Origin of the sequence: Nonomuraea ceibae, assembly GCF_019396325.1 — a bacterium.
In the GTDB taxonomy this organism is placed as follows: domain Bacteria; phylum Actinomycetota; class Actinomycetes; order Streptosporangiales; family Streptosporangiaceae; genus Nonomuraea; species Nonomuraea ceibae.
The window spans coordinates 1-17097 of sequence record NZ_JAHKRO010000032.1; the positions used below are offsets into that span (position 1 = coordinate 1).

18 protein-coding genes and 1 pseudogene are annotated in these 17097 nt (G+C 74.8%); 8 read left to right on the forward strand and 11 right to left on the reverse strand.

From position 1 onward, the window contains the following. Positions 1 to 1098, reverse strand: a 1098-nt coding sequence (locus KME80_RS21010) for an AAA family ATPase (protein WP_246645322.1), incomplete at its 3' end; no start/stop codon positions are given. 33 nt (positions 1099 to 1131) lie between these two features. Further along, positions 1132 to 2181 (reverse strand): FAD-dependent monooxygenase, encoded by a 1050-nt coding sequence (locus tag KME80_RS21015; RefSeq protein WP_219507590.1) that lies wholly within the window; start codon positions 2179 to 2181, stop codon positions 1132 to 1134. A 58-nt stretch (positions 2182 to 2239) separates the two neighbouring features. On the opposite strand from KME80_RS21015, the gene KME80_RS21020 reads away from it, so the two are divergent. Continuing rightward, positions 2240 to 2815 (forward strand): TetR/AcrR family transcriptional regulator, encoded by a 576-nt coding sequence (locus KME80_RS21020; RefSeq protein WP_219507591.1) that lies wholly within the window; start codon positions 2240 to 2242, stop codon positions 2813 to 2815. On the opposite strand, the gene KME80_RS21025 is transcribed toward KME80_RS21020, so the two are convergent. The 4 genes from KME80_RS21025 to sigJ form a co-directional block, all read right to left on the reverse strand. After that, positions 2812 to 3414, reverse strand: a complete 603-nt coding sequence (locus KME80_RS21025; RefSeq protein WP_219507593.1) for a DJ-1/PfpI family protein — start codon at positions 3412 to 3414, stop codon at positions 2812 to 2814. The two genes, KME80_RS21020 and KME80_RS21025, sit on opposite strands and share 4 nt — an antisense overlap. Next, on the reverse strand, positions 3411 to 4373 hold the full coding sequence (locus KME80_RS21030; protein ID WP_308125859.1) for a GlxA family transcriptional regulator: 963 nt from the start codon (positions 4371 to 4373) through the stop codon (positions 3411 to 3413). The genes KME80_RS21025 and KME80_RS21030 overlap by 4 nt, the downstream gene beginning before the upstream one ends. Positions 4374 to 4445: 72 nt before the next feature. Beyond that, positions 4446 to 5546, reverse strand: a complete 1101-nt coding sequence (locus KME80_RS21035; protein WP_219507595.1) for an NAD(P)/FAD-dependent oxidoreductase — start codon at positions 5544 to 5546, stop codon at positions 4446 to 4448. 75 nt (positions 5547 to 5621) lie between these two features. Further along, positions 5622 to 6500 carry an RNA polymerase sigma factor SigJ gene (gene sigJ / locus KME80_RS21040; RefSeq protein WP_219507716.1) on the reverse strand — a complete coding sequence of 293 codons (879 nt, stop codon included), beginning with the start codon at positions 6498 to 6500 and terminating at the stop codon, positions 5622 to 5624. A gap of 65 nt (positions 6501 to 6565) precedes the next feature. Here sigJ and KME80_RS21045 point away from each other — a divergent pair, with 65 nt between their 5' ends. After that, entirely contained in the window at positions 6566 to 7030 is a 465-nt protein-coding gene (locus KME80_RS21045) for a MarR family winged helix-turn-helix transcriptional regulator (protein WP_219507596.1), read from the forward strand. Positions 7031 to 7128: 98 nt separating this feature from the next. Beyond that, entirely contained in the window at positions 7129 to 8034 is a 906-nt protein-coding gene (locus KME80_RS21050; RefSeq protein WP_219507597.1) for an LLM class flavin-dependent oxidoreductase, read from the forward strand. A gap of 4 nt (positions 8035 to 8038) precedes the next feature. Here KME80_RS21050 and KME80_RS21055 read toward each other — a convergent pair whose 3' ends face one another. Further along, the gene (locus KME80_RS21055; RefSeq protein ID WP_308125860.1) at positions 8039 to 8719 is read right to left on the reverse strand and encodes a TetR/AcrR family transcriptional regulator; all 681 of its coding nucleotides are present in this window, start codon (positions 8717 to 8719) and stop codon (positions 8039 to 8041) included. Positions 8720 to 8819: 100 nt separating this feature from the next. Here KME80_RS21055 and KME80_RS21060 point away from each other — a divergent pair, with 100 nt between their 5' ends. Then, a complete protein-coding gene (locus KME80_RS21060) occupies positions 8820 to 9851 on the forward strand; it encodes a glycoside hydrolase family 113 protein (protein ID WP_246645323.1) in 1032 nt (343 codons plus the stop codon). Beyond that, positions 9848 to 11404 carry an FAD-dependent monooxygenase gene (locus tag KME80_RS21065; RefSeq protein ID WP_219507602.1) on the forward strand — a complete coding sequence of 519 codons (1557 nt, stop codon included), beginning with the start codon at positions 9848 to 9850 and terminating at the stop codon, positions 11402 to 11404. The genes KME80_RS21060 and KME80_RS21065 overlap by 4 nt, the downstream gene beginning before the upstream one ends. On the opposite strand, the gene KME80_RS21070 is transcribed toward KME80_RS21065, so the two are convergent. Both KME80_RS21070 and KME80_RS21075 read right to left on the reverse strand, forming a co-directional pair. Further along, positions 11382 to 11990, reverse strand: a complete 609-nt coding sequence (locus tag KME80_RS21070) for a DUF2867 domain-containing protein (protein ID WP_246645324.1) — start codon at positions 11988 to 11990, stop codon at positions 11382 to 11384. The genes KME80_RS21065 and KME80_RS21070 overlap by 23 nt on opposite strands. Positions 11991 to 12003: 13 nt before the next feature. Further along, complete coding sequence (locus KME80_RS21075; RefSeq protein ID WP_219507604.1) at positions 12004 to 12291, reverse strand: antibiotic biosynthesis monooxygenase family protein; 288 nt, start codon at positions 12289 to 12291, stop codon at positions 12004 to 12006. A gap of 98 nt (positions 12292 to 12389) precedes the next feature. Here KME80_RS21075 and KME80_RS21080 point away from each other — a divergent pair, with 98 nt between their 5' ends. Then, positions 12390 to 12938 (forward strand): TetR/AcrR family transcriptional regulator, encoded by a 549-nt coding sequence (locus tag KME80_RS21080; RefSeq protein WP_219507606.1) that lies wholly within the window; start codon positions 12390 to 12392, stop codon positions 12936 to 12938. Between the two features lie 113 nt (positions 12939 to 13051). After that, positions 13052 to 14140 (forward strand): annotated as a pseudogene (locus KME80_RS21085) (CU044_5270 family protein); the annotation flags it as partial. Positions 14141 to 14164: 24 nt separating this feature from the next. Here KME80_RS21085 and KME80_RS21090 read toward each other — a convergent pair. Then, a complete protein-coding gene (locus KME80_RS21090) occupies positions 14165 to 14920 on the reverse strand; it encodes an SDR family NAD(P)-dependent oxidoreductase (protein ID WP_219507607.1) in 756 nt (251 codons plus the stop codon). 144 nt (positions 14921 to 15064) lie between these two features. On the opposite strand from KME80_RS21090, the gene KME80_RS21095 reads away from it, so the two are divergent. Next, on the forward strand, positions 15065 to 16000 hold the full coding sequence (locus tag KME80_RS21095) for an RNA polymerase sigma-70 factor (RefSeq protein ID WP_219507608.1): 936 nt from the start codon (positions 15065 to 15067) through the stop codon (positions 15998 to 16000). Here KME80_RS21095 and KME80_RS21100 read toward each other — a convergent pair. Beyond that, complete coding sequence (locus tag KME80_RS21100; RefSeq protein ID WP_219507609.1) at positions 15997 to 17028, reverse strand: saccharopine dehydrogenase family protein; 1032 nt, start codon at positions 17026 to 17028, stop codon at positions 15997 to 15999. The two genes, KME80_RS21095 and KME80_RS21100, sit on opposite strands and share 4 nt — an antisense overlap. Positions 17029 to 17097: the final 69 nt, after the last annotated feature.

Genomic DNA, 17097 nt, shown 5'->3' on the forward strand with positions numbered 1-17097 from the left:
GGCCTCCTCGTCGGCGCCGGTGGCGGCGGCCGCCAGGTGCCAGGCGCGGCGGTCGGCGTGCTCGGGCGAGCCGAGCGCGGCGGCGAGCGCGCGGTGCGCGGCGAGGCGTTCGCCGAGCGGCGCGCGCTGGTGGACGGCGGCGCGGATCAGCGGATGGCGGAAGCGGATCACGGTGCCGTCGGCGTCGCCGTGCACCACCAGGCCGGCCCGTTCGGCGGGGGACAGGTCCTCGACCGTGGCGCCCAGCTCGGCGGCGGCGCGCAGGATCACGGCCAGCTCGCCGGTCTCGTCGGCCGCCGCCACCAGGAGCAGGCTCTGGCAGGCCGCGGGCATCCGGCTGACCTGGCCGTGGAAGGCCAGTTGCAGGCGGCCGGTGAGGGGCAGCGCGCCCGGCGCGAACGCGCTGCCGCCCTCGGCGGCCAGCGCGATCGGCAGCTCCAGCAGTGCCAGCGGGTTGCCGCCCGCCTCGGCGAGCAGCCGGAAGCGGACGGCGGGCGCGAGCGGATGCCGGTCGAGCAGGGCCGCCGCGGCCTCCGGGGCCAGCCCTGACAGGCGCAGCTCGGGCAGGCCGGGGGCGGGGAAGGACCCTTCGCCGTCCCGCGCCGCGAAGATCATGACGATGCCCTCGGCGTGCAGGCGCCGGGCGGCGAACAGGAGCGCGTCCCGTGACGCCCGGTCGAGCCACTGCGCGTCGTCGACGAGGCACAGCAGCCCCGTCTCACCCGCGTGCTCGGCCAGCAGGGAGAGCGCGGCCAGCCCCACCAGCATCGGTTCGGAGCCCGTCGCGGGCCCGAGCCCGAACGCCCCCTCCAGGGCGGCGCGCTGCGGGCCGGGCAGCGCGCCGAGTGATCCGAGCGCCGGGCGCAGCAGCAGTTGCAGGCCCGAGAACGGCAGCTCCGCCTCGAACTCGACCCCCGTGCCGCGCACCACCCGCAGGTCGCCCGCGGTGGCGGCGGCGTGGTCGAGCAGCGCCGTCTTGCCGATGCCCGCCTCGCCGCGCAGCACCAGCGCCGAGCTGGCGCCGCCCCGGGCCGCCGTCAGCAGCTCGGCGATCGTGTCCTCTTCGGGCTTTCTCCCGTGCAGTTCCCCCGCGCCCATGCGCCCCATCCTGGCATTCTTCGCGAACCGGGTTCACCGCCTCCCTAGGCGCATCAGGGCGTTGCGCGGCCCGGCCAGGCGGCCCGCTCCGGCCAGGCGCGTCATCCAGCGCGAGGCGGTGACCATCCGCTCGGCCGCCGGACGCCGCCTGGCGTCGTACAGGCGCAGCGCCCCGGGCACGTCGCCGGGGTGGTCGCGCAGGCAGGCGGCCAGCGCGGCCGCGTCGAGCAGCGCCTGGCAGGCGCCCTGCCCGAGCGCGGGGGTCATGGCGTGGGCGGCGTCGCCCAGCAGGGCCACGTTGCCGGTCACGTACGAGGCCAGCGGCGGGGCGAGGTCGTGGACCTCGTGCCGCAGCACGGCGTCCGCCTCGGCGGCGGCGAGCACGCGCGGGATCGGGTCGTGCCAGCCGGCGAAGCGGGCGCGCAGGTCGTCGAGGGTCTCGCGCACCCCCTTCGGGGTCCGTACGGGCGCGTACCAGTTGGTGACGCCGGGGGACTGCGGCGTCATGCCGAACATCTGCCCGCGCCCCCAGGTCTCGCCGTAGTCCTGCGGCTCGAAGCCGTGGACGACGCCGCGCCAGGCGACGATGCCGGCGTAGCGGGGCCGGGTGGGGGCGGCGAAGAACGCCCGGCGCACCGCGCTGCGCACGCCGTCGGCGCCGATCACCAGGTCGTGGGAGTCGCGCAGCGCGGCGGGGTCGGTGATCTCCACGCCGGTGCTGATCGTCGCCGGGTCCACCTCCTCCACCAGCATCTCGATCAGCGACACGCGCGACAGCATGCGGACGGGCGCTCCGCCGCGCCGTTCGATGCGCTCCAGCGGCAGGTCGGCCAGGTGGCGGCCGTCGGGGGTGCGGATGCGGGCGTGCCGGTAGGGGACGGTGCGCTCGCGCAGCCGTTCGCCCAGGCCGAGGCTCGCCAGGGCGGCCTGGGCGTCGGGCCGGATGCCGAGAGCCGTGCCCTCGGCGACGATGCGCGGCCAGCGTTCGAAGATCGAGACCTCCCAGCCGATGCGGCGCAGGGCGATGGCGGCCGTCAGCCCGCCGACCCCGGCTCCCACGACGGCGGCTTTCCTCATTCTCATCACCCCAAATGTGGTACCACGTTTGTGGTGGTTGTGTCGAGCGGGAGAATGGGCCGTCATGGTGGAGAACAGGGACCGGCGCGACCGGCTGCGCGACGCGGCCATCGAGGTGCTGGCCGGGGAGGGCGGGCGCGGACTGACCCACCGCGCGCTGGACCGGGTCGCCGGGCTGCCGGAGGGCACGGCCAAGAACTACTTCCCGACCCGCGACAGCCTGCTGCGGGCCGCCGCCGAGCGGTGCGTGGAGCGCTACTGGAGCGACCTCCAGCAGGCCGAGGTCCACGACGTGGACGGACTGCTCACGCTGCTGCGCCGCATGATCGACCGGGCGCTGACGGACAACCGGTCCCGCATCCTGGCCTACCTCGAACTGCACGCCGAGGCCGCGCGCAACGCCCAGGTGCGCGAGACCCTGGCCCGCCTCACCCGCGCCGACCTCGACCTGCACCTGGCCGCCCAGCGGGCCGCCGGGCTCCCGGCCACCCGGCACGGCGCGGCCACCGTGACGCTGGCGATCAACAGCGCGCTGACCTACCTGCTCACCCAGCCGCCCGACGTCCTGGCCGCCTACGGCCTCGACGACCTGGACGCCTTCCTGGCCCGCCTCGTCTCGACGGCCTACCCGCCCGCCTAGAGCGGCTCGTCGGCCAGATACGGCGGGGCGGGGTCGTACTGGATCTCGCGGCGGACGGCGCGCGCGTGGTCGCGGCCGTGCAGCCGGCCGACGAGCCACAGCGCGCTGTCGATCCCGGCGGAGACGCCCTGGGTGGAGATCACGTTGCCGTCCACGACATAGCGGGCGTCGCGGACGACGGTGACGTCCCCGCGCGCCTCCAGGGCGTCCTCGTAGGCCCAGTGGGTGGCCACCCGGCGCCCGCGCGCCGGTCCGGCGGCGTGGAGCAGGAAGGCCCCGGTGCACACGCTGGCCACCCAGGTGGCCTGCTCGGCGGTCTTGGCGATCCAGCCGGTGACGGCCGGGTTGTGCGGCTGGACCTCGCGGGCGCCGCGCCCGCCCGGCACGAGCAGGACGTCCAGCGGCGGGTTGTCGTCCAGGGTGCAGTCGGGCAGCACCCGCAGGCCCTTGCCGGCCCGGACCGGGCCGGGCCGTTCGGCGACGAGCACCGCTAGGTCGGCGTCGGCGCGCAGGATGGCGGAGGTGGTGAACACCTCCCAGGGCCCGGCGAAGTCCAGCTCCTCGACGTCGTCGAAGATCAGCAGTCCGTACGTGGTCACGGATGTCCTCCCGTGGTGGATCGGAAACGGTCTCGGTAGTCGGAGGGCGCGACGCCCAGGCGTCGGTGGAAGCTGCGCCGCAGGGTCTCGGCGGTGCCGAAGCCGTAGCGGCGGGCGATGACGTCGACGGGGTCGCCGCCGTCCTCCAGGGCCCGCTGCGCCGCCTCCACCCGGACCCGCTCGACGTAGGCGCCTGGCGGCAGGCCGAGCTCGGCGGTGAAGCGGCGTTGCAGGTGGCGGGGGCTGAGCCCGGCGTGCGCGGCCAGGTCGGTGATGTCGTGGCGGGCGCCGGGGTCGGCGTGGATGGCCGCCACGGCCCGGCGCACCGGGTCGGAGGAGGGCTGCGCGGACCACAGCCCCACGCTGAACTGGGACTGGTTGCCCGGCCTGCGGAGGAACAGCACGAGGTGGCGGGCCACCTCCAGCGCGGCCCGCTGCCCGTGGTCCTCTTCCACCAGCGCCAGCGCCAGGTCCATCCCGGCGGTCACCCCGGCCGACGTCCAGACGGGCCCGTCACGGACGAAGATCGGATCGGGGTCGACGGTGACCTCCGGGTGTTCGCGGGCCAGCCGCTCGGCCCTGGCCCAGTGGGTGGTGGCGCGGCGACCGGCCAGCAGCCCGGCCTCGGCCAGCAGGAACGCCCCGCTGCACACCGAGGCGACCCGCCGGGCGCCGCCGGCCGCGGCGGCGATCCAGCCGGTCAGCGCCGGGTCGTTCCTGGCCTCGTAGACGCCCCCGCCGCCCGCGACGACCAGCGTGTCGAAGCCGGCGGGCGGGAGGTCGGCGACGCCGTGGGAGGCGTGCACCGGCAGCCCGTGCTCGGCGCGGACCGGCCCGGGAACGGGGGCGACGATCGCGCAGTCGTAGCCTCCGGCGAGCTGGAACACCTCGTGCGGCCCGACCAGGTCGAGCGACTGGAAACCCTCGTAGATCACGAAGGCGATGCGGTGTGCTTGCACCCTTCCACGGTCCAGCCCGCACCCCGATGGCGTCAACGACACGCACCCCACAGATCGCGCCATCGGCCCTCGTCAGGGCGACAGGTGGGGGTGCCGCATCCGCCAGACGGTGCCGCGGGTGATGACCTCCTTGAACAGCGCGGAGGGCCGCCCGGTCAGGACGGGCCCGCTCGGGCTGTCGTCGGCGCGGGTGAACTGGGTGACGCCGTCGTGGCGGCCCAGGCTGATGTTCTGCCACACGTACCGGATCCGCGCCGGTCGCGGGGCGCGGCCGGTGAGCAGCGCGGCCGCCGCGTCGCCTGCCTGGAGGCCGAGCGGCAGGCCGGTCTGGCACGACATGCGCGAGCCCCGCACGGCGGCGGCGTCGCCGGCGCCGAGCACCTCCGGATGCGAGAGCGAGCGCAGGGTCGCGTCGACCAGCATGCGGCCGTGCTCGTCCGTGGCCAGCCCGCAGGCCGCCGCGAGCTCCGGGACGCGGAACCCGGCCGCCCACACCACCGTGTCGGCGGGCACCTCGCCGCCGTCGCGCAGGAGCAGCCCGCCGGGGCCGACCTCGGCGACGGGGGCGTGCTCGCGCACGGCGACGTCCAGCCGGTCGAAGGCCCGGCGCAGGTGGCGGCGGGCCCGCGGGGACAGCCCGGCCCCGATCGGGCCGCCGGACACCAGCCGGACCTCCAGTCCCGGGCGGGCCGCCTTGAACTCGGCCGCGGCCTCGATCCCGGTCAGCCCGCCGCCCACCACGGCGACCGACCGCGCCGCCGCGAGGCGGGAACGCAGCCGGGCCGCCTCGCGCTCGGTGGCGACCGTGTACGCGTGCTCGGCCAGCCCTTGCACCGCGCCGAGGTCGGCGCCGCTGCCGAGCGCGTAGACCAGCACGTCGTAGCCCAGCTCGTACGGGGCCGCGTCGAGCCGGACGACCCGGGCGGCGAGGTCGATCCCCGTCACCGTGGCCACCGCGAGCTCCACCCCGGCGCCGTCGAGCAGGCCGCGCAGGGGCAGGCCGGGCAGCCGCTGCCCGGCGGCGAGCTGGTGCAGCCGCACCCGCTCCACGAACCGGTCGGCCGCGTTCACCAGCGTCACCCGGGCCCCGGCGCCGCGCAGCCGCCGGGCCGCCCGCTTGGCCGCGCCCAGCCCGGCGTAGCCCCCGCCCAGCACGACGATGTGTCCTGTCATGGTTCCTCCCGTTCGAAGTCCCCACCTGAACCGGCGAGCCGGGCGATTCGTGACAGCGTCGCGCTGTGAGCGTGCTCACACGAGCTGGGCGGCGGCGAATGCCAGCTTGTCCGGGTTCACCATCGTCCGCACCGCGGCGACATGCTCGCCGGCGACCTCCACGGCCATGACCGCGCGCAGCTCGCCGTCGTGCCGCAGCAGCGCCGCGTACTCGCCGTTGACCTCGGCGATCACGGCCGTCACCGCCGCCGCCTCGGGACGGAGGCTGAGCCCGCCCAGGTAGCGCAGCACCCTGAGGCGCCCGCGCACCGGCCGCCGCGCCGCGGTCGAGCCGCCGCCGTCCGCCCAGGCGACGACGTCGGCGGCCAGCAGCCGTTCCAGGCCCGCCACGTCGCCGTCCAGGGTCGCGGCCAGGAACCTCTCGACGATGCGGCGGTGCTGGTCGCGGTCGGCGTCGAACCGCTTGCGCGCCGCGCCGACGTGCTCGCGCGCGCGGCGGTGGAGCTGGCGGGAGTGCGCCTCGCCGAGGCCGAGCATGGCGGCGATCTCGGCGTGGCTGTGCCCGAACGCCTCGCGCAGCACGAACACGGCCCGCTCGGCCGGGCTCAGCCGTTCCAGCAGGACGAGCAGGCCCAGCGACACCGACTCGCGCTGCTCGACGGTCTCCAGCGGCCCGAGCGCGCCGTCGCCGGTGAGCACGGGCTCGGGCAGCCACGGCCCCGCGTAGCTCTCCCGCCGCCGCCGCGCGGAGGCGAGCTCGTTCAGGCACAGGTTCGTGATCACCCTGGTCAGCCAGGCGGCCGGCACGTCGGCCCGGCCGGCCTGACGCCAGCGCAGGAACGTCTCCTGGACCAGGTCCTCGGCCTCGGCCGCCGAGCCGAGCAGCCGGTAGGCCAGGCCGAACAGCCTGGGCCGCTGCTCCTCGAACACTGCCTCCAGCGTCTCTTCACCCATCGCTTCCACGCGCCCGATGCTAGGCCGCCGGGTAGTTCGCGGCACGAATTTGTTACGCTTGGCCGATGAGTGAGAATGTCGCCGGCGAGATAGGGGCGGTGGCCGCGCTGGTGCGCTCCACGTTCCTGGTCAATGCCGTGTACGTGGAGTCGGCCCGCGAATACGGCATCACCCAGCAGCAGGGTCAGTTGCTGTGCGTGCTGATGGCGCAGCCTTATGGCATGACCGAGCTGGGCGGGGTGCTCGGCCTGGCCAAGTCGAGCCTCACCGGCCTGGTCGACCGGACCGAGCGCAACGGCCTGGTGGAGCGCAGGCCCGACCCCGGCGACTCCCGGGCGGTGCGGGTGGCGCTCACCCGGCGCGGCGCCAGGCTGGCCGACGAGTTCTACGCCGAGACCTGCCGCCGCGTCGAGGAGCTGACGGCCGGGTTCACCGCCGCCGAACGCGACACGCTGGCTGCCCTGCTGGGCCGCGTGGTGACCGACAACCAGGTGCCGACCGTCTTCCTGGAGCCCGATCAGGTGCGCTGAGACGAAAGCCGGAATTTGCGGTTCGTGCCACGAACTAATATGGTTCGTGGCACGAACCGCAAACTTTTTTGGGCGCGGCCTGAGGGAAAGGCATAACCATGTCCGCACATGACGTCGTCTTCGGCTTCGGCGCGCATTCCGGCATCGACGACGTGCCGGAGCTGTTGCGCATGGCCCAGCAGGCCGACCGGGACGGGCTCGACATCTTCACCCTTTCCGACCACCCGTACCTCGGCGGGCGCCTCGACGCCTACGCCGCGCTCGGCTTCCTGCTGGGCCGCACCGAGCGCATCGCGGGATTCGCCAACGTGACCAACCTGCCGACCCGGCCCGCCCCGATGCTGGCGCGGACGGTGACGTCGCTGTCGGCGCTGTCGGGCGGCCGCGTCGTGCTCGGCATGGGCGCGGGCGGGCTGTGGGACCGCATCACGGACATGGGCGTGCCCCGGCTGTCGCCGGGCGCGGCCGTGGACGCCTTCGAGGAGGCGATCGTCCTGGTCAAGCTGCTGTCCGGCGGCGGCCCTCCGGTCACCTACGAGGGAAACCACTACCGGGTGCGCCGCATCGAGCCCGCGCCCGTCGCCGCGCCGCCGGTGTGGACGGGCTCGGTCGGGCCGAAGTCGCTGGCCGCCACCGGGCGGGTGGCCGACGGGTGGATCCCCGGCCACGCGGCCGACTGGCTCAGCGAGCGCTACCGGACCTCGCGTCCCGTCATCGACGAGGCGGCGGCAGCGGCAGGCCGGGACCCGGGCGAGATCCGTACCGTGTTCAACCTGCCCGGCCGCATCACCGACCGGCCGCTGCCCGCCACCCGCGACCGCGACGGCCGGTGGATCGGCGGCTCGGTGGCGCAGTGGGTCGAGGAGCTGACCGGGGCGGTGCTGGAGCACGGCGCGTCCGGCTTCACGCTCTTCGACACCGGCCACGGCGCCGCCGACCTCACCCTGCTGGCCCGCTGGGGCCAGGAGGTCGCCCCCGCCGTCCGCGAGGCCGTCGCGAAGTAACCGCTCAGGCCCGGCCAGCGGGCCCGTCGTCACGGGTCCCACCGCCTCGGGCGCGGTCGGCGGCATCCAGGGCGGGGGCGAGGGGGGCGAGCGCGGCGCGAAGGAGGTCCGGGAGCGACCCGGACGGCACGACCAGCCCGCCGGCCGTGACGGACGAGACGGTCGCGCTCAGCCACTGGTCCAGCGCCACGCGGACCGCGGCGGCGACGCTCGCGGCGAGCACCCGCGCGGCGTGCTGATGCTCGCCGCCATCGCCGACGCGCGCGGCGATGGCCTCGGCGAGAGGGTGCTCGATCGCGGTGGTGGCCTCGACGAACGCCTCGCGCAGCGCGGGGCGGGTGGTGATCAGCAGCAGCGCGTCCCGGCCGGCGGCGTCCGGGGCGGTGTACTGGTCCACGACCGCCTCGATGACGGCGTCGGCGAGCCCGACATCGGCGGGCCGGGCGGCCACCGCCGCCGCCACCCGCGCCTCCCGCTCGCCGGTGACGGCGGCGACGATCGCCTGTTCGCGGCTGGAGAAGTAGTTGTTGTACGTCCTGGGGGAGACCCCGGCGGCCTCGGCGATGTCGTCGACGCGGACGTTGTCCGGTCCGCGTTCGAGCGCCAGGCGCAGGGCGGCCGTGCGCAGGGCGTCCCGGGTGGCCTGCTTCTTCTGCTCGCGCAGCCCCGTCCGTCTCGTCGTCACGCGCCCAGCATCCCACCCTTCAATGCGTGTACGCAAACTTGCGTGCGCGCACTTTTCTGGCCTAGCGTGAGCGTCCCATCCCACCGGAAGGACCCATGCCATGAGAGCCAAGGGCATCACGTACGACACAGGGTTCGTACGCAACGGGGGGTCGTCCCGTGAGGGCTTCGACCCGGTCGCGGTCAGGCGCGAGCTGGGCATCATCCGGGACGACCTGCACTGCACCGCGGTCCGCGCCATCGGCGGCGACCCGGAGCGGCTGGAGCTGGCCGCCACGTACGCCGCCGGACTCGGGCTGGAGGTCTGGTTCTCGCCCTACCCGCTGGAGCTGACCCCCGAGGAGACGCTGTCGCTGTTCGCCGACTGCGCCGGGCGGGCGGAGCGGATCCGGCGGCAGGGCGCCGAGGTCGTGTTCGTCACCGGCGCCGAGCTGAGCCTGATGAACAAGGGCTTCCTGCCGGGCGGGACCCAGGAGGACCGGCTCGCCCTGCTGACCGACCGGGACCGGCTGCCCGAGCGGATCGGCGAGCTCAGCGCGCGGCTCAACGACTTCCTCGCCGAGGCCGTGGCCCTCGTCCGCGAGCGGTTCGGCGGCCGGATCACGTACGCCGCCGTCCCGCTCGAACGCGTCGACTGGACGCCCTTCGACCTCGTGGGCGTCGACCTCTACCGGTCGGCCGAGGTCGCCGGCCGGTTCGCCGAGGCCGTCCGCGCCCTGGTCGCGCAGGGGAAGCCGGTCGCGATCACCGAGTTCGGCACCGCCGCCTACCGGGGCGCGGGCGACAGCGGCGGCCGCGTCCTGGAGGTCGTCGAGTTCGACCGGGAGACCGGCGCGCCGATCCGGCTGAACCGCGCATGCGTCCGCGACGAGCCCGGCCAGGCCGCCTACCTGCGGGAACTGCTGGAGATCTTCGACGCCGCCGGTGTCGACAGCGCCTTCGTCTTCCTCTTCGCCCTCGGCAACTTCCCGCACCGGCCCGGCGGGGACCCGCGTGACGACCTCGACCTCGCCAGCCCCGGCATCGTCAAGGTCCTCGACGGCCGCCACGGGGACGCCTACCCCGGCCTGCCCTGGGAGCCCAAGGCCGCCTTCACCGCCCTCGCCGGCCACTACCACGGGAGCACACGTTGATCACCGATGTCGTCATCGCCGGCGGCGGCCCGAACGGGCTGATGCTGGCCTGCGAGCTGAGCCTGGCCGGCGTCCGGCCGCTCGTGCTGGAGCGGCTGCCCCGGCCGAGCGAGGAGCCGAAGGCGAACGGGCTGCTCGGCCAGGTCGTCCGCATGCTCGACCACCGAGGACTGTGCGGACCCCTCAGCGGCAGCGCGGAACCGCCGCGGCCGAACTCCGCGTACTTCATGTTCGGCGCGCTGGGCCTGGACCTGAGCCTGCTGGAGCACAGCCCCGTCCACACCCTGCCGGTGCCGCAGCGGCGCATCGAGCAGGTCCTGGAGGAGCGCGCCATCGAGCTCGGCGTGGAGATCCGGCGCGGCCACGAGCTCACCGGATTGGCGCAGGACGGGGACGCGGTCACCGCCGACGTCGCGGGCCCGGACGGCACGTACCAGGTGCGGGCCCGCTACCTGGTCGGGGCGGACGGAGCGCACAGTGCCACGCGCAAGCTCGCCGGCATCGGGTTCCCCGGCGTCACCTACGACCGCATGACCGTGCGCTCGGCGCACGCGACGGTCCCGGCGGACTGGGTCGATCCCGCGACCGGCGCGCTGCACGTGCCCGGCTACGGCGCCGTCGCGCCGTTCATGCCCCACCGCACCGAGCGCGGCGGGTTCTCCTACGCGCCGATGCCCGGCCACCCTCCGCTGGTCAGCACCACCGAATGGGACCAGCCGGCGACCGCCGCCGCGATGAGCCTGGAGGAGCTGCGGGCGAGCGTCCGCCGAGTCCTCGGCGTCGAGCTGCCGCTCGGCCCGCCCGGCGGCCCGGGGCCGCACGCGCTGCGCCGGCTGACCGGCGGCAACACCCGGGTGGCCGAGCGATTCACCGACGGCCGGGTGTTCCTGATCGGTGACGCCGCGCACGTGTACGCCGCCACCGGGGGCGGTCCCGGGCTCAACCTCGGCCTGCAGGACGCGGTCAACCTCGGCTGGAAGCTCGCCGCCGAGATCCGGGGGAGCGCCCCGCCCGGACTGCTGGACACCTACGAGCCGGAGCGGCGCGCGGCCGCCCGGCGCATGGTGCTGAACGCGCAGGCGCAGGCGGCCCTGATCGCCCCCGGCAGCGACGTCACCGGCCTGCGCGAGGTGTTCGCCGAACTGCTCCGCGACCCCGGCGCCGTGCGCCGCCTGGCCGAGCTCACCACGGGCGCCGACGTCCGCTACGACCTGGGCGGCGGCGAGGCGCACCCGCTGACCGGCCGCTTCGCCCCGGACCTGGACCTGCGCACCCCCGCCGGACCGGTCCGCCTGGCCGAGCTGACCAGGACCGCGCGCCCCCTGCTGCTCGACCTGACCGACGACGCCTCACTGTCGCGGGCTCTCGGCCACGACCAGGTCGACATCGTCACGGCCCGCGCCGAGGCTCCCGCGCCGACGGCCCTGCTCCTGCGGCCGGACTGCTACGTGGCCTGGGCGTCCGCGTCTCCCCGGCCCGGCCCCGCGGAGCTCGAAGCGCTCCGGGCGACCCTGCGGCGGTGGTTCGGCGTCAGCGAACCCGCCCGTACGTGAGCTCGGCGCGGTCGCGCCAGGCCTGCTCCCATCGGCGGGTCATGGCCGGGTAGACGACGAGGTAGCGGAACGGCTTGATGAGGGCCATGTACGCCCTGCCTAACAGGCCGTTGGGCTTGACCAGGGCCGCCATGCGCAGCTCGAACTCGCCGTCGGCGGTGGGCACCCAGCCCAGGTGGCAGACGGTGTGGACGGTCTTGTTGGCCAGTTCCTGGGCGGATTCCTCGGCGACCGCGTACAGCGGTGTGAACGGGATGTTGGGGTCGTTCACGCCGGGGGAGCGGCGCAGGTCGTCGGGCAGGCGGTCGAGCAGGGAGCCGACCCGCCCGCCGAGTCCGGCGCCGGGCTCGTCCCAGCCCAACAGCGCGCCGAGCTTCCACCGGACCGCGAACAGGAACCGGACCGGCCAGGACTGATATTGCGGCGCGGTGCGGGCACGCAGCGCGGCCAGCATCGCGGGGAAGTCGTCCGGGCCGGCGCCGGGCGTGCGGAAGGCCCACACGTCCTCGATGCGGAAGTCCGGGGCGATCTCGTGGATGCGCCACGGCCGCGAGGTGTGCTCGGTGACGGGGAGCCTCATGGACATGTCGGCCGCCCCGTCACCGCGACACCAGGAAGGTGACCTCGCGGGGCCGGACCTCGAGGTCACTAATGCCGTCGGGCGTGGCGCCGATCTCGCGGCCGATCCGGGCCGCCGCCTGGAACGCCTCCTCGGACTCGAACTCGCCGGTGGTGACGACGGCGTCTCCGTCCGGGGTGACCCAGACCCCGACGGACACGAAGCCCGGCTGGCTCCGCGACATCTCGGCGACCTGGTGGCACTCCTTGACGAACGCCTCGAGGTGCTCGGGGGCGGGGTAGTGGAACGCGACGAAACCGAATGACATGACGGGTTTCCTCTCTCCGTTATACGGTGCCGTATAACGTAAGGTTAGACCTGTTGTACGGCACCGTACAACCGGGCGAGAGGTGAGGTGGGCCACAGATGGGCTCGTTGCGTACACCACGGGAGAAGTGGATCGAGGAGGGGCTGCGGGTGCTGGCCGCGTCCGGGGTGGACGCCGTCCGGGTCGAGACGCTGGCCAAGGCGCTGGGGGTGACCAAGGGCGGCTTCTACGGCTACTTCACCGACCGCAACGCCCTGCTGGAGGCCATGCTCGACACCTGGGAGCGGGAGAGCATCGACGAGGTTCTCGACCGGGTCGAACGCGCGGGAGGCGACGCCCGCACCAAGGTCCGGCTGGCTGGGCAGCTCACGCTCTCCGAGCGGCTGCTGCCGATCGACCTGGCGGTGCGGCACTGGGCCCGGCGTGACGAGGCCGTCGCCGCACGCCTGCGGCGCGTGGACAACCGGCGCATGGACCTGCTGCGCGAACAGATCGGCACCTTCTGCGCCGACCCCGACGAGGTCGAGGCGCGCAGCCTGCTCGCCTTCTGCCTGACCATCGGCCAGCACTTCCTGGCCGCCGAGCACGACGGCCGCACCCCCGCCCAGGTGCGCTCGCGCGCCGCCGACCTCATCCTCAACGCCTGACGGAGCCGGCCAGGTCACCCGCCCGCGACGGCGGCCCGTGAAAGCGGCAGGGCGCTTCGGGCAGGAAGGGGCGACCACCGTTCATCTGACCCCGCGGAGACGCCCGCCTCCGGCTCGCCGCCGCCCGGCGCGAGCAGGGACCGCCGGCAGGAGCGCGCCGGCGCGGCCCCGCCTGGGGATGGACCCTGGGAGCCGCCGCGACGACGATCGCCGTCGTCCTGGCCATCGTCACGCTGGTGGCGAACATGACGCCCGCTCCCGCACCGGTGCTCGTGCCCGAAGGCGGCAACAGCGCCCTGCTCCAGCTGGCGGACCGGGTCGCGAAGCTGCCGGACGAGCGCGGCGCCTACTGGCGGCGGCCACTGCTCAACGACGCGCTGATCCGGGTCCGGGCGGGCAATCAGGCGTTCAACGTGCTGTTCTCGTCACGGATCGACCTCTGGCAGCCGCGCGACCCCCGCGACCCCGTACAGGCGGAGCAGTGGCAGCAGTTCGTCCGCCCCGCCACCGAGGCGGACGAGCGGGCGTGGCGGGCGGCGGGCTCCCCGGGCACGGTCCAGCGCGTGTGCACGCCGGGCACCCGGGCGGGAGACTGCGCGAAGCTCCGGCTGCGGTCCAAGCCCACGCAGTGCGTCTACACGCGCGCGGTCGAGCCGGACGGCGTGCTCGGCGACTCCCGGATCGGTGAGCTCACGCTGGCCGACCTCGCGGAGCTGCCCGGAGACGCCGGACAGCTCCGGGAGAAACTGCGTGCCTACTGGAAGATCCTGCGGGACAAGGAGCCCGGCTACAGCTTCGAGAAGTTCCTCGCCACCTCCACCGCACTGCTGGAGCTCCCGGTGAAGCCCTCGGTCAGGGCGGCCGCCCTGCGTCTGCTCGCCGGACTGCCGACGACCCAGGTGCGCGGCACGATCACCGACCCGCTGGGACGTCCGGGAATCGCGGTCACCTTCAGGGAGAGCGAGGGCTTCACCGCCGAGTTCGGCGCCGACGACGAGGTGGCGCAGCGGTACACCACCATCCTCGACCCCCGGACCGGCGCCGTTCTGGCGGAGGGCGCCGCGATCGCGGACGAGAGCACGGACGGCCTCGCCAAGGGGACGTTCATGACCTACCAGGCCTGGGCCCCCGAGGCGGGCTGGACCGGCGAGCGCCCCCAGCGGCCCCGCGACTGCCGGCTCAGCGCCCGCCCGCTGCCGTGACGGGCCGCCCGGGCGGCGGGGGCGTCACCACGGGACCGGGCCGCTGTCGTTGAAGAAGCCGCCGCTCGGCCCGTCGTCGTCGAGCGTCGCCAGCCGCACGAGGACGGCCGCGCCCTCGTCGGGCGTGCGGAAGCCGTGGTGGTCGTTGATGTCGGTGTCGACGTAGCCGGGGTCGGCGGCGTTGACCAGGATGCCGTCCTCGCGCAGCTCGTTGGCGTACTGCACGGTCAGCGCGTTCAGCGCGGTCTTCGACGGCGTGTAGGCGGCCGAGGCGGGCAGCGCCGCCAGCGGCCCGCCCGGGGTGGCGGCGATGGTCAGCGACGCGGCCCCGCTGCTGACGTTGACGATGCGCGGCGCGGGGGCGCGGCGCAGCAGCGGCAGCATGGCGTTGGTCACCGTGATCACCCCGAACACGTTCGTCTCGAAGACCGCCCGCACCATGTCCACGTCGACGACACTGGGGAGCTGGTCGAGCGCGTCCTGCGGCGCGACCTGCCCGGACCCGGTGATGCCGGCGTTGTTGACGAGCACGTCCAGGCGGCCGAATCGCTCCTCGGCCAGCCGGGCGGCGGCCCGTGCCGTGGCCGGGTCGGTGACGTCCAGGGTGACGGCGTGCGCGTCCCCGCCGGCGGCGCGCAGGGCTGTCGCGGCCTCCTCGCCGCGCCGCGCGTCCCTGGCGCCGACCAGCACCGTCATCCCCCGCGCCGCCAGTTGGGCGGCGGCGGCCCGGCCGATGCCCTTGTTGGCGCCGGTGACCAGCGCGACCTTCCGCTCGTTCATGATCAACCCCTTGTCGTCCGTACGGTGTGTCCGCCCCGAGACGAGACAGCCCGGCGTTCTGTGACATGTGGGCCGATGTCACAGAACGGCGGGCTGTGTCGTCTCAGGTACCGGAAACAGGCGCGACGACGGGAAGGAGCCCGCATGAGCAGGGCCGAGGAGTTCGAGGAGTTGCGGCCGCTGCTGTTCTCGATCGCCTACCGCATCCTGGGCAGCGTGAGCGACGCCGAGGACGCCGTACAGGAGACCTGGCTGCGCTACGAGGCGATCACGACGCCGCCCGCGTCGGCCAAGGCGTTCCTGTCGGCGGTGGTGACCCGCATCGCGATCGACGTGCTGCGCTCGGCCCGTGTCCGGCGGGAGGAGTACGTCGGCACGTGGTTCCCCGAGCCGCTGCTCACCGACCCGTACGACGATCCGCAGCGGGCGGCCGAGCTGGCCGATTCGGTGTCGATGGCGGCCCTGCTGCTGCTCGAACGGCTGAGCCCGCTGGAGCGGGCCGTGTTCGTGCTGCGTGAGGTGTTCGGGTTCGGCTTCGGCGAGGTCGCGGCGGCGGTCGGCCGGTCGGAGGCGGCCTGCCGCCAGCTCGCCGTGCGGGCCCGCCGTCACATGGACGCGGGACGCGCCCGCTTCGAGGCCGGCCGGCGCGAGCGGGAGGAGCTGGCCGGGCGCTTCTTCGACGCCTTCGCCGAAGGTGACGTCGCCGGGCTGCGCGAGCTGCTGGCCGCCGACGTCCAGCTGGTCGCCGACAGCGGCGGCAAGGCCCCGCTGTGGGGCGAGGGCGTGTTCGGCGCCGCGAACGTGGCCCGCACGCTGGCCTCGATCGTGCCGCCGTTCGTCCGGATCGGCGGCGCCGTGGAGCCGCGCGAGGTGAACGGGCGGCCGGGCGCGATCTTCCGCGACCGCGACGGCCGGATCGTCAACATCTGGTCGCTGGACATCCTCGACGGGCAGATCCAGACGATCCGTACGGTGCTGAACCCCGACAAGCTCGCCCACCTGGGCCCGGTCGCGGACGCCTGGGCCGTGGTCCGCGAGGCCACGCGGGCCCGCCGGCTCCCGCCCGAGCCCGGCGGCTAGGACTCCAGCTCCACGGTGAGGTCGGCGGACAGCGCGCGGAGGAAGTCCGGCGCGTCGAAGACCTCACCGGCGGAGACGACGCCGGTCGCCCTGGTCCGTCCCGTGAGCAGGCGGTCGACCGCCTCGACCACGAGCGGCGCGGTGAAGGCGTAGATGTCGCGCCCTCGCGCCACGGCCCGCCGCTCGGCGCCGCCGGAGCGCACGACGACCTCCACGAGGAACGTCTGCTCCGACCGTCCCAGCTCGTCGGCCGGGGCCGGCGTCGGCGTGTCGGGCGCGACGACCTCCCTGGCCGCCTCGACCGTCATGTACGTGCGCACCTCGGGGATGGACAGGTGGCTCGGCACGGTGACGATGTCGGCCATCGAGAACTCGCCCACGACCGGCCGGGGGCCCAGCGGCGCGGGGAAGGGCCACTCCAGGACCGGCGGCTCGTCGTGGCGGTACTCCAGCCGGCCGTTGGCGAAGCGGACCCGCTGCCCGTCCCGCCGCTGCCGGGAGACCACGCCCGCCGCCCGCGTCCCGGCGGTCGGGTGCCAGCCGCTCAGCCCGTACGCGATGTGCGCCTCGTCGGCCGACGTCCAGTCGCCCATCGCGGCCGTGGCCAGCAGGTCGCCCAGGCCGCCGTAGAAGGCCATCGCGGGGACGATCACCGCGCCCGCCGCCCGGGCCCGGTCGCCGAAGTGCGCGAACGTGTCGGCGTTGGCCTCGATCTCGGCCGCCACGTCCACGTACGGGATGCCCGCGCGCAGCGCCGCCTCGATCACGGGGGCCGCCGTCGTGGCGAACGGCCCGGCGGCGTTGACCACGGCCGCCGCCCCGGCCAGCGCGTGGTCGAGCGCGCCGGGGTCGTCGACCGACGCCGTGCGGAACTCCAGCCCCGTCTCGTGGGCCAGCTCCTTGAGCCTGGCCGAGTCGCGCCCGGTCAGCAGCGGGACGAACCCGCGCTCCCGCAACCGCGCCACGACGAAACGCCCGGTGTGTCCGTACGCGCCGAAAACCGCCACCGTGTGCGCTGATGATTGCATGGGTGCTCCCCGAACTCGCGTCGATCTGTTGCGTTCATCCTTCCGATCACGGGCGGCTCGCACGAGTGT

Bases quoted from the DNA above. Each gene is read 5' to 3' on its own strand.
- KME80_RS21045 (WP_219507596.1), top strand. From the start codon at position 6,566: ATGAGTGAGAATGTCGCCGGCGAGATAGGGGCGGTGGCCGCGCTGGTG.
- KME80_RS21050 (WP_219507597.1), top strand. From the start codon at position 7,129: ATGTCCGCACATGACGTCGTCTTCGGCTTCGGCGCGCATTCCGGCATC.
- KME80_RS21080 (WP_219507606.1), top strand. From the start codon at position 12,390: ATGGGCTCGTTGCGTACACCACGGGAGAAGTGGATCGAGGAGGGGCTG.
- sigJ (WP_219507716.1), bottom strand. From the start codon at position 6,500: ATGGGTGAAGAGACGCTGGAGGCAGTGTTCGAGGAGCAGCGGCCCAGG.
- KME80_RS21035 (WP_219507595.1), bottom strand. From the start codon at position 5,546: ATGACAGGACACATCGTCGTGCTGGGCGGGGGCTACGCCGGGCTGGGC.
- KME80_RS21070 (WP_246645324.1), bottom strand. From the start codon at position 11,990: ATGTCCATGAGGCTCCCCGTCACCGAGCACACCTCGCGGCCGTGGCGC.
- KME80_RS21095 (WP_219507608.1), top strand. From the start codon at position 15,065: ATGAGCAGGGCCGAGGAGTTCGAGGAGTTGCGGCCGCTGCTGTTCTCG.
- KME80_RS21090 (WP_219507607.1), bottom strand. From the start codon at position 14,920: ATGAACGAGCGGAAGGTCGCGCTGGTCACCGGCGCCAACAAGGGCATC.
- KME80_RS21075 (WP_219507604.1), bottom strand. From the start codon at position 12,291: ATGTCATTCGGTTTCGTCGCGTTCCACTACCCCGCCCCCGAGCACCTC.
- KME80_RS21060 (WP_246645323.1), top strand. From the start codon at position 8,820: ATGAGAGCCAAGGGCATCACGTACGACACAGGGTTCGTACGCAACGGG.
- KME80_RS21015 (WP_219507590.1), bottom strand. From the start codon at position 2,181: ATGAGAATGAGGAAAGCCGCCGTCGTGGGAGCCGGGGTCGGCGGGCTG.
- KME80_RS21020 (WP_219507591.1), top strand. From the start codon at position 2,240: ATGGTGGAGAACAGGGACCGGCGCGACCGGCTGCGCGACGCGGCCATC.
- KME80_RS21100 (WP_219507609.1), bottom strand. From the start codon at position 17,028: ATGCAATCATCAGCGCACACGGTGGCGGTTTTCGGCGCGTACGGACAC.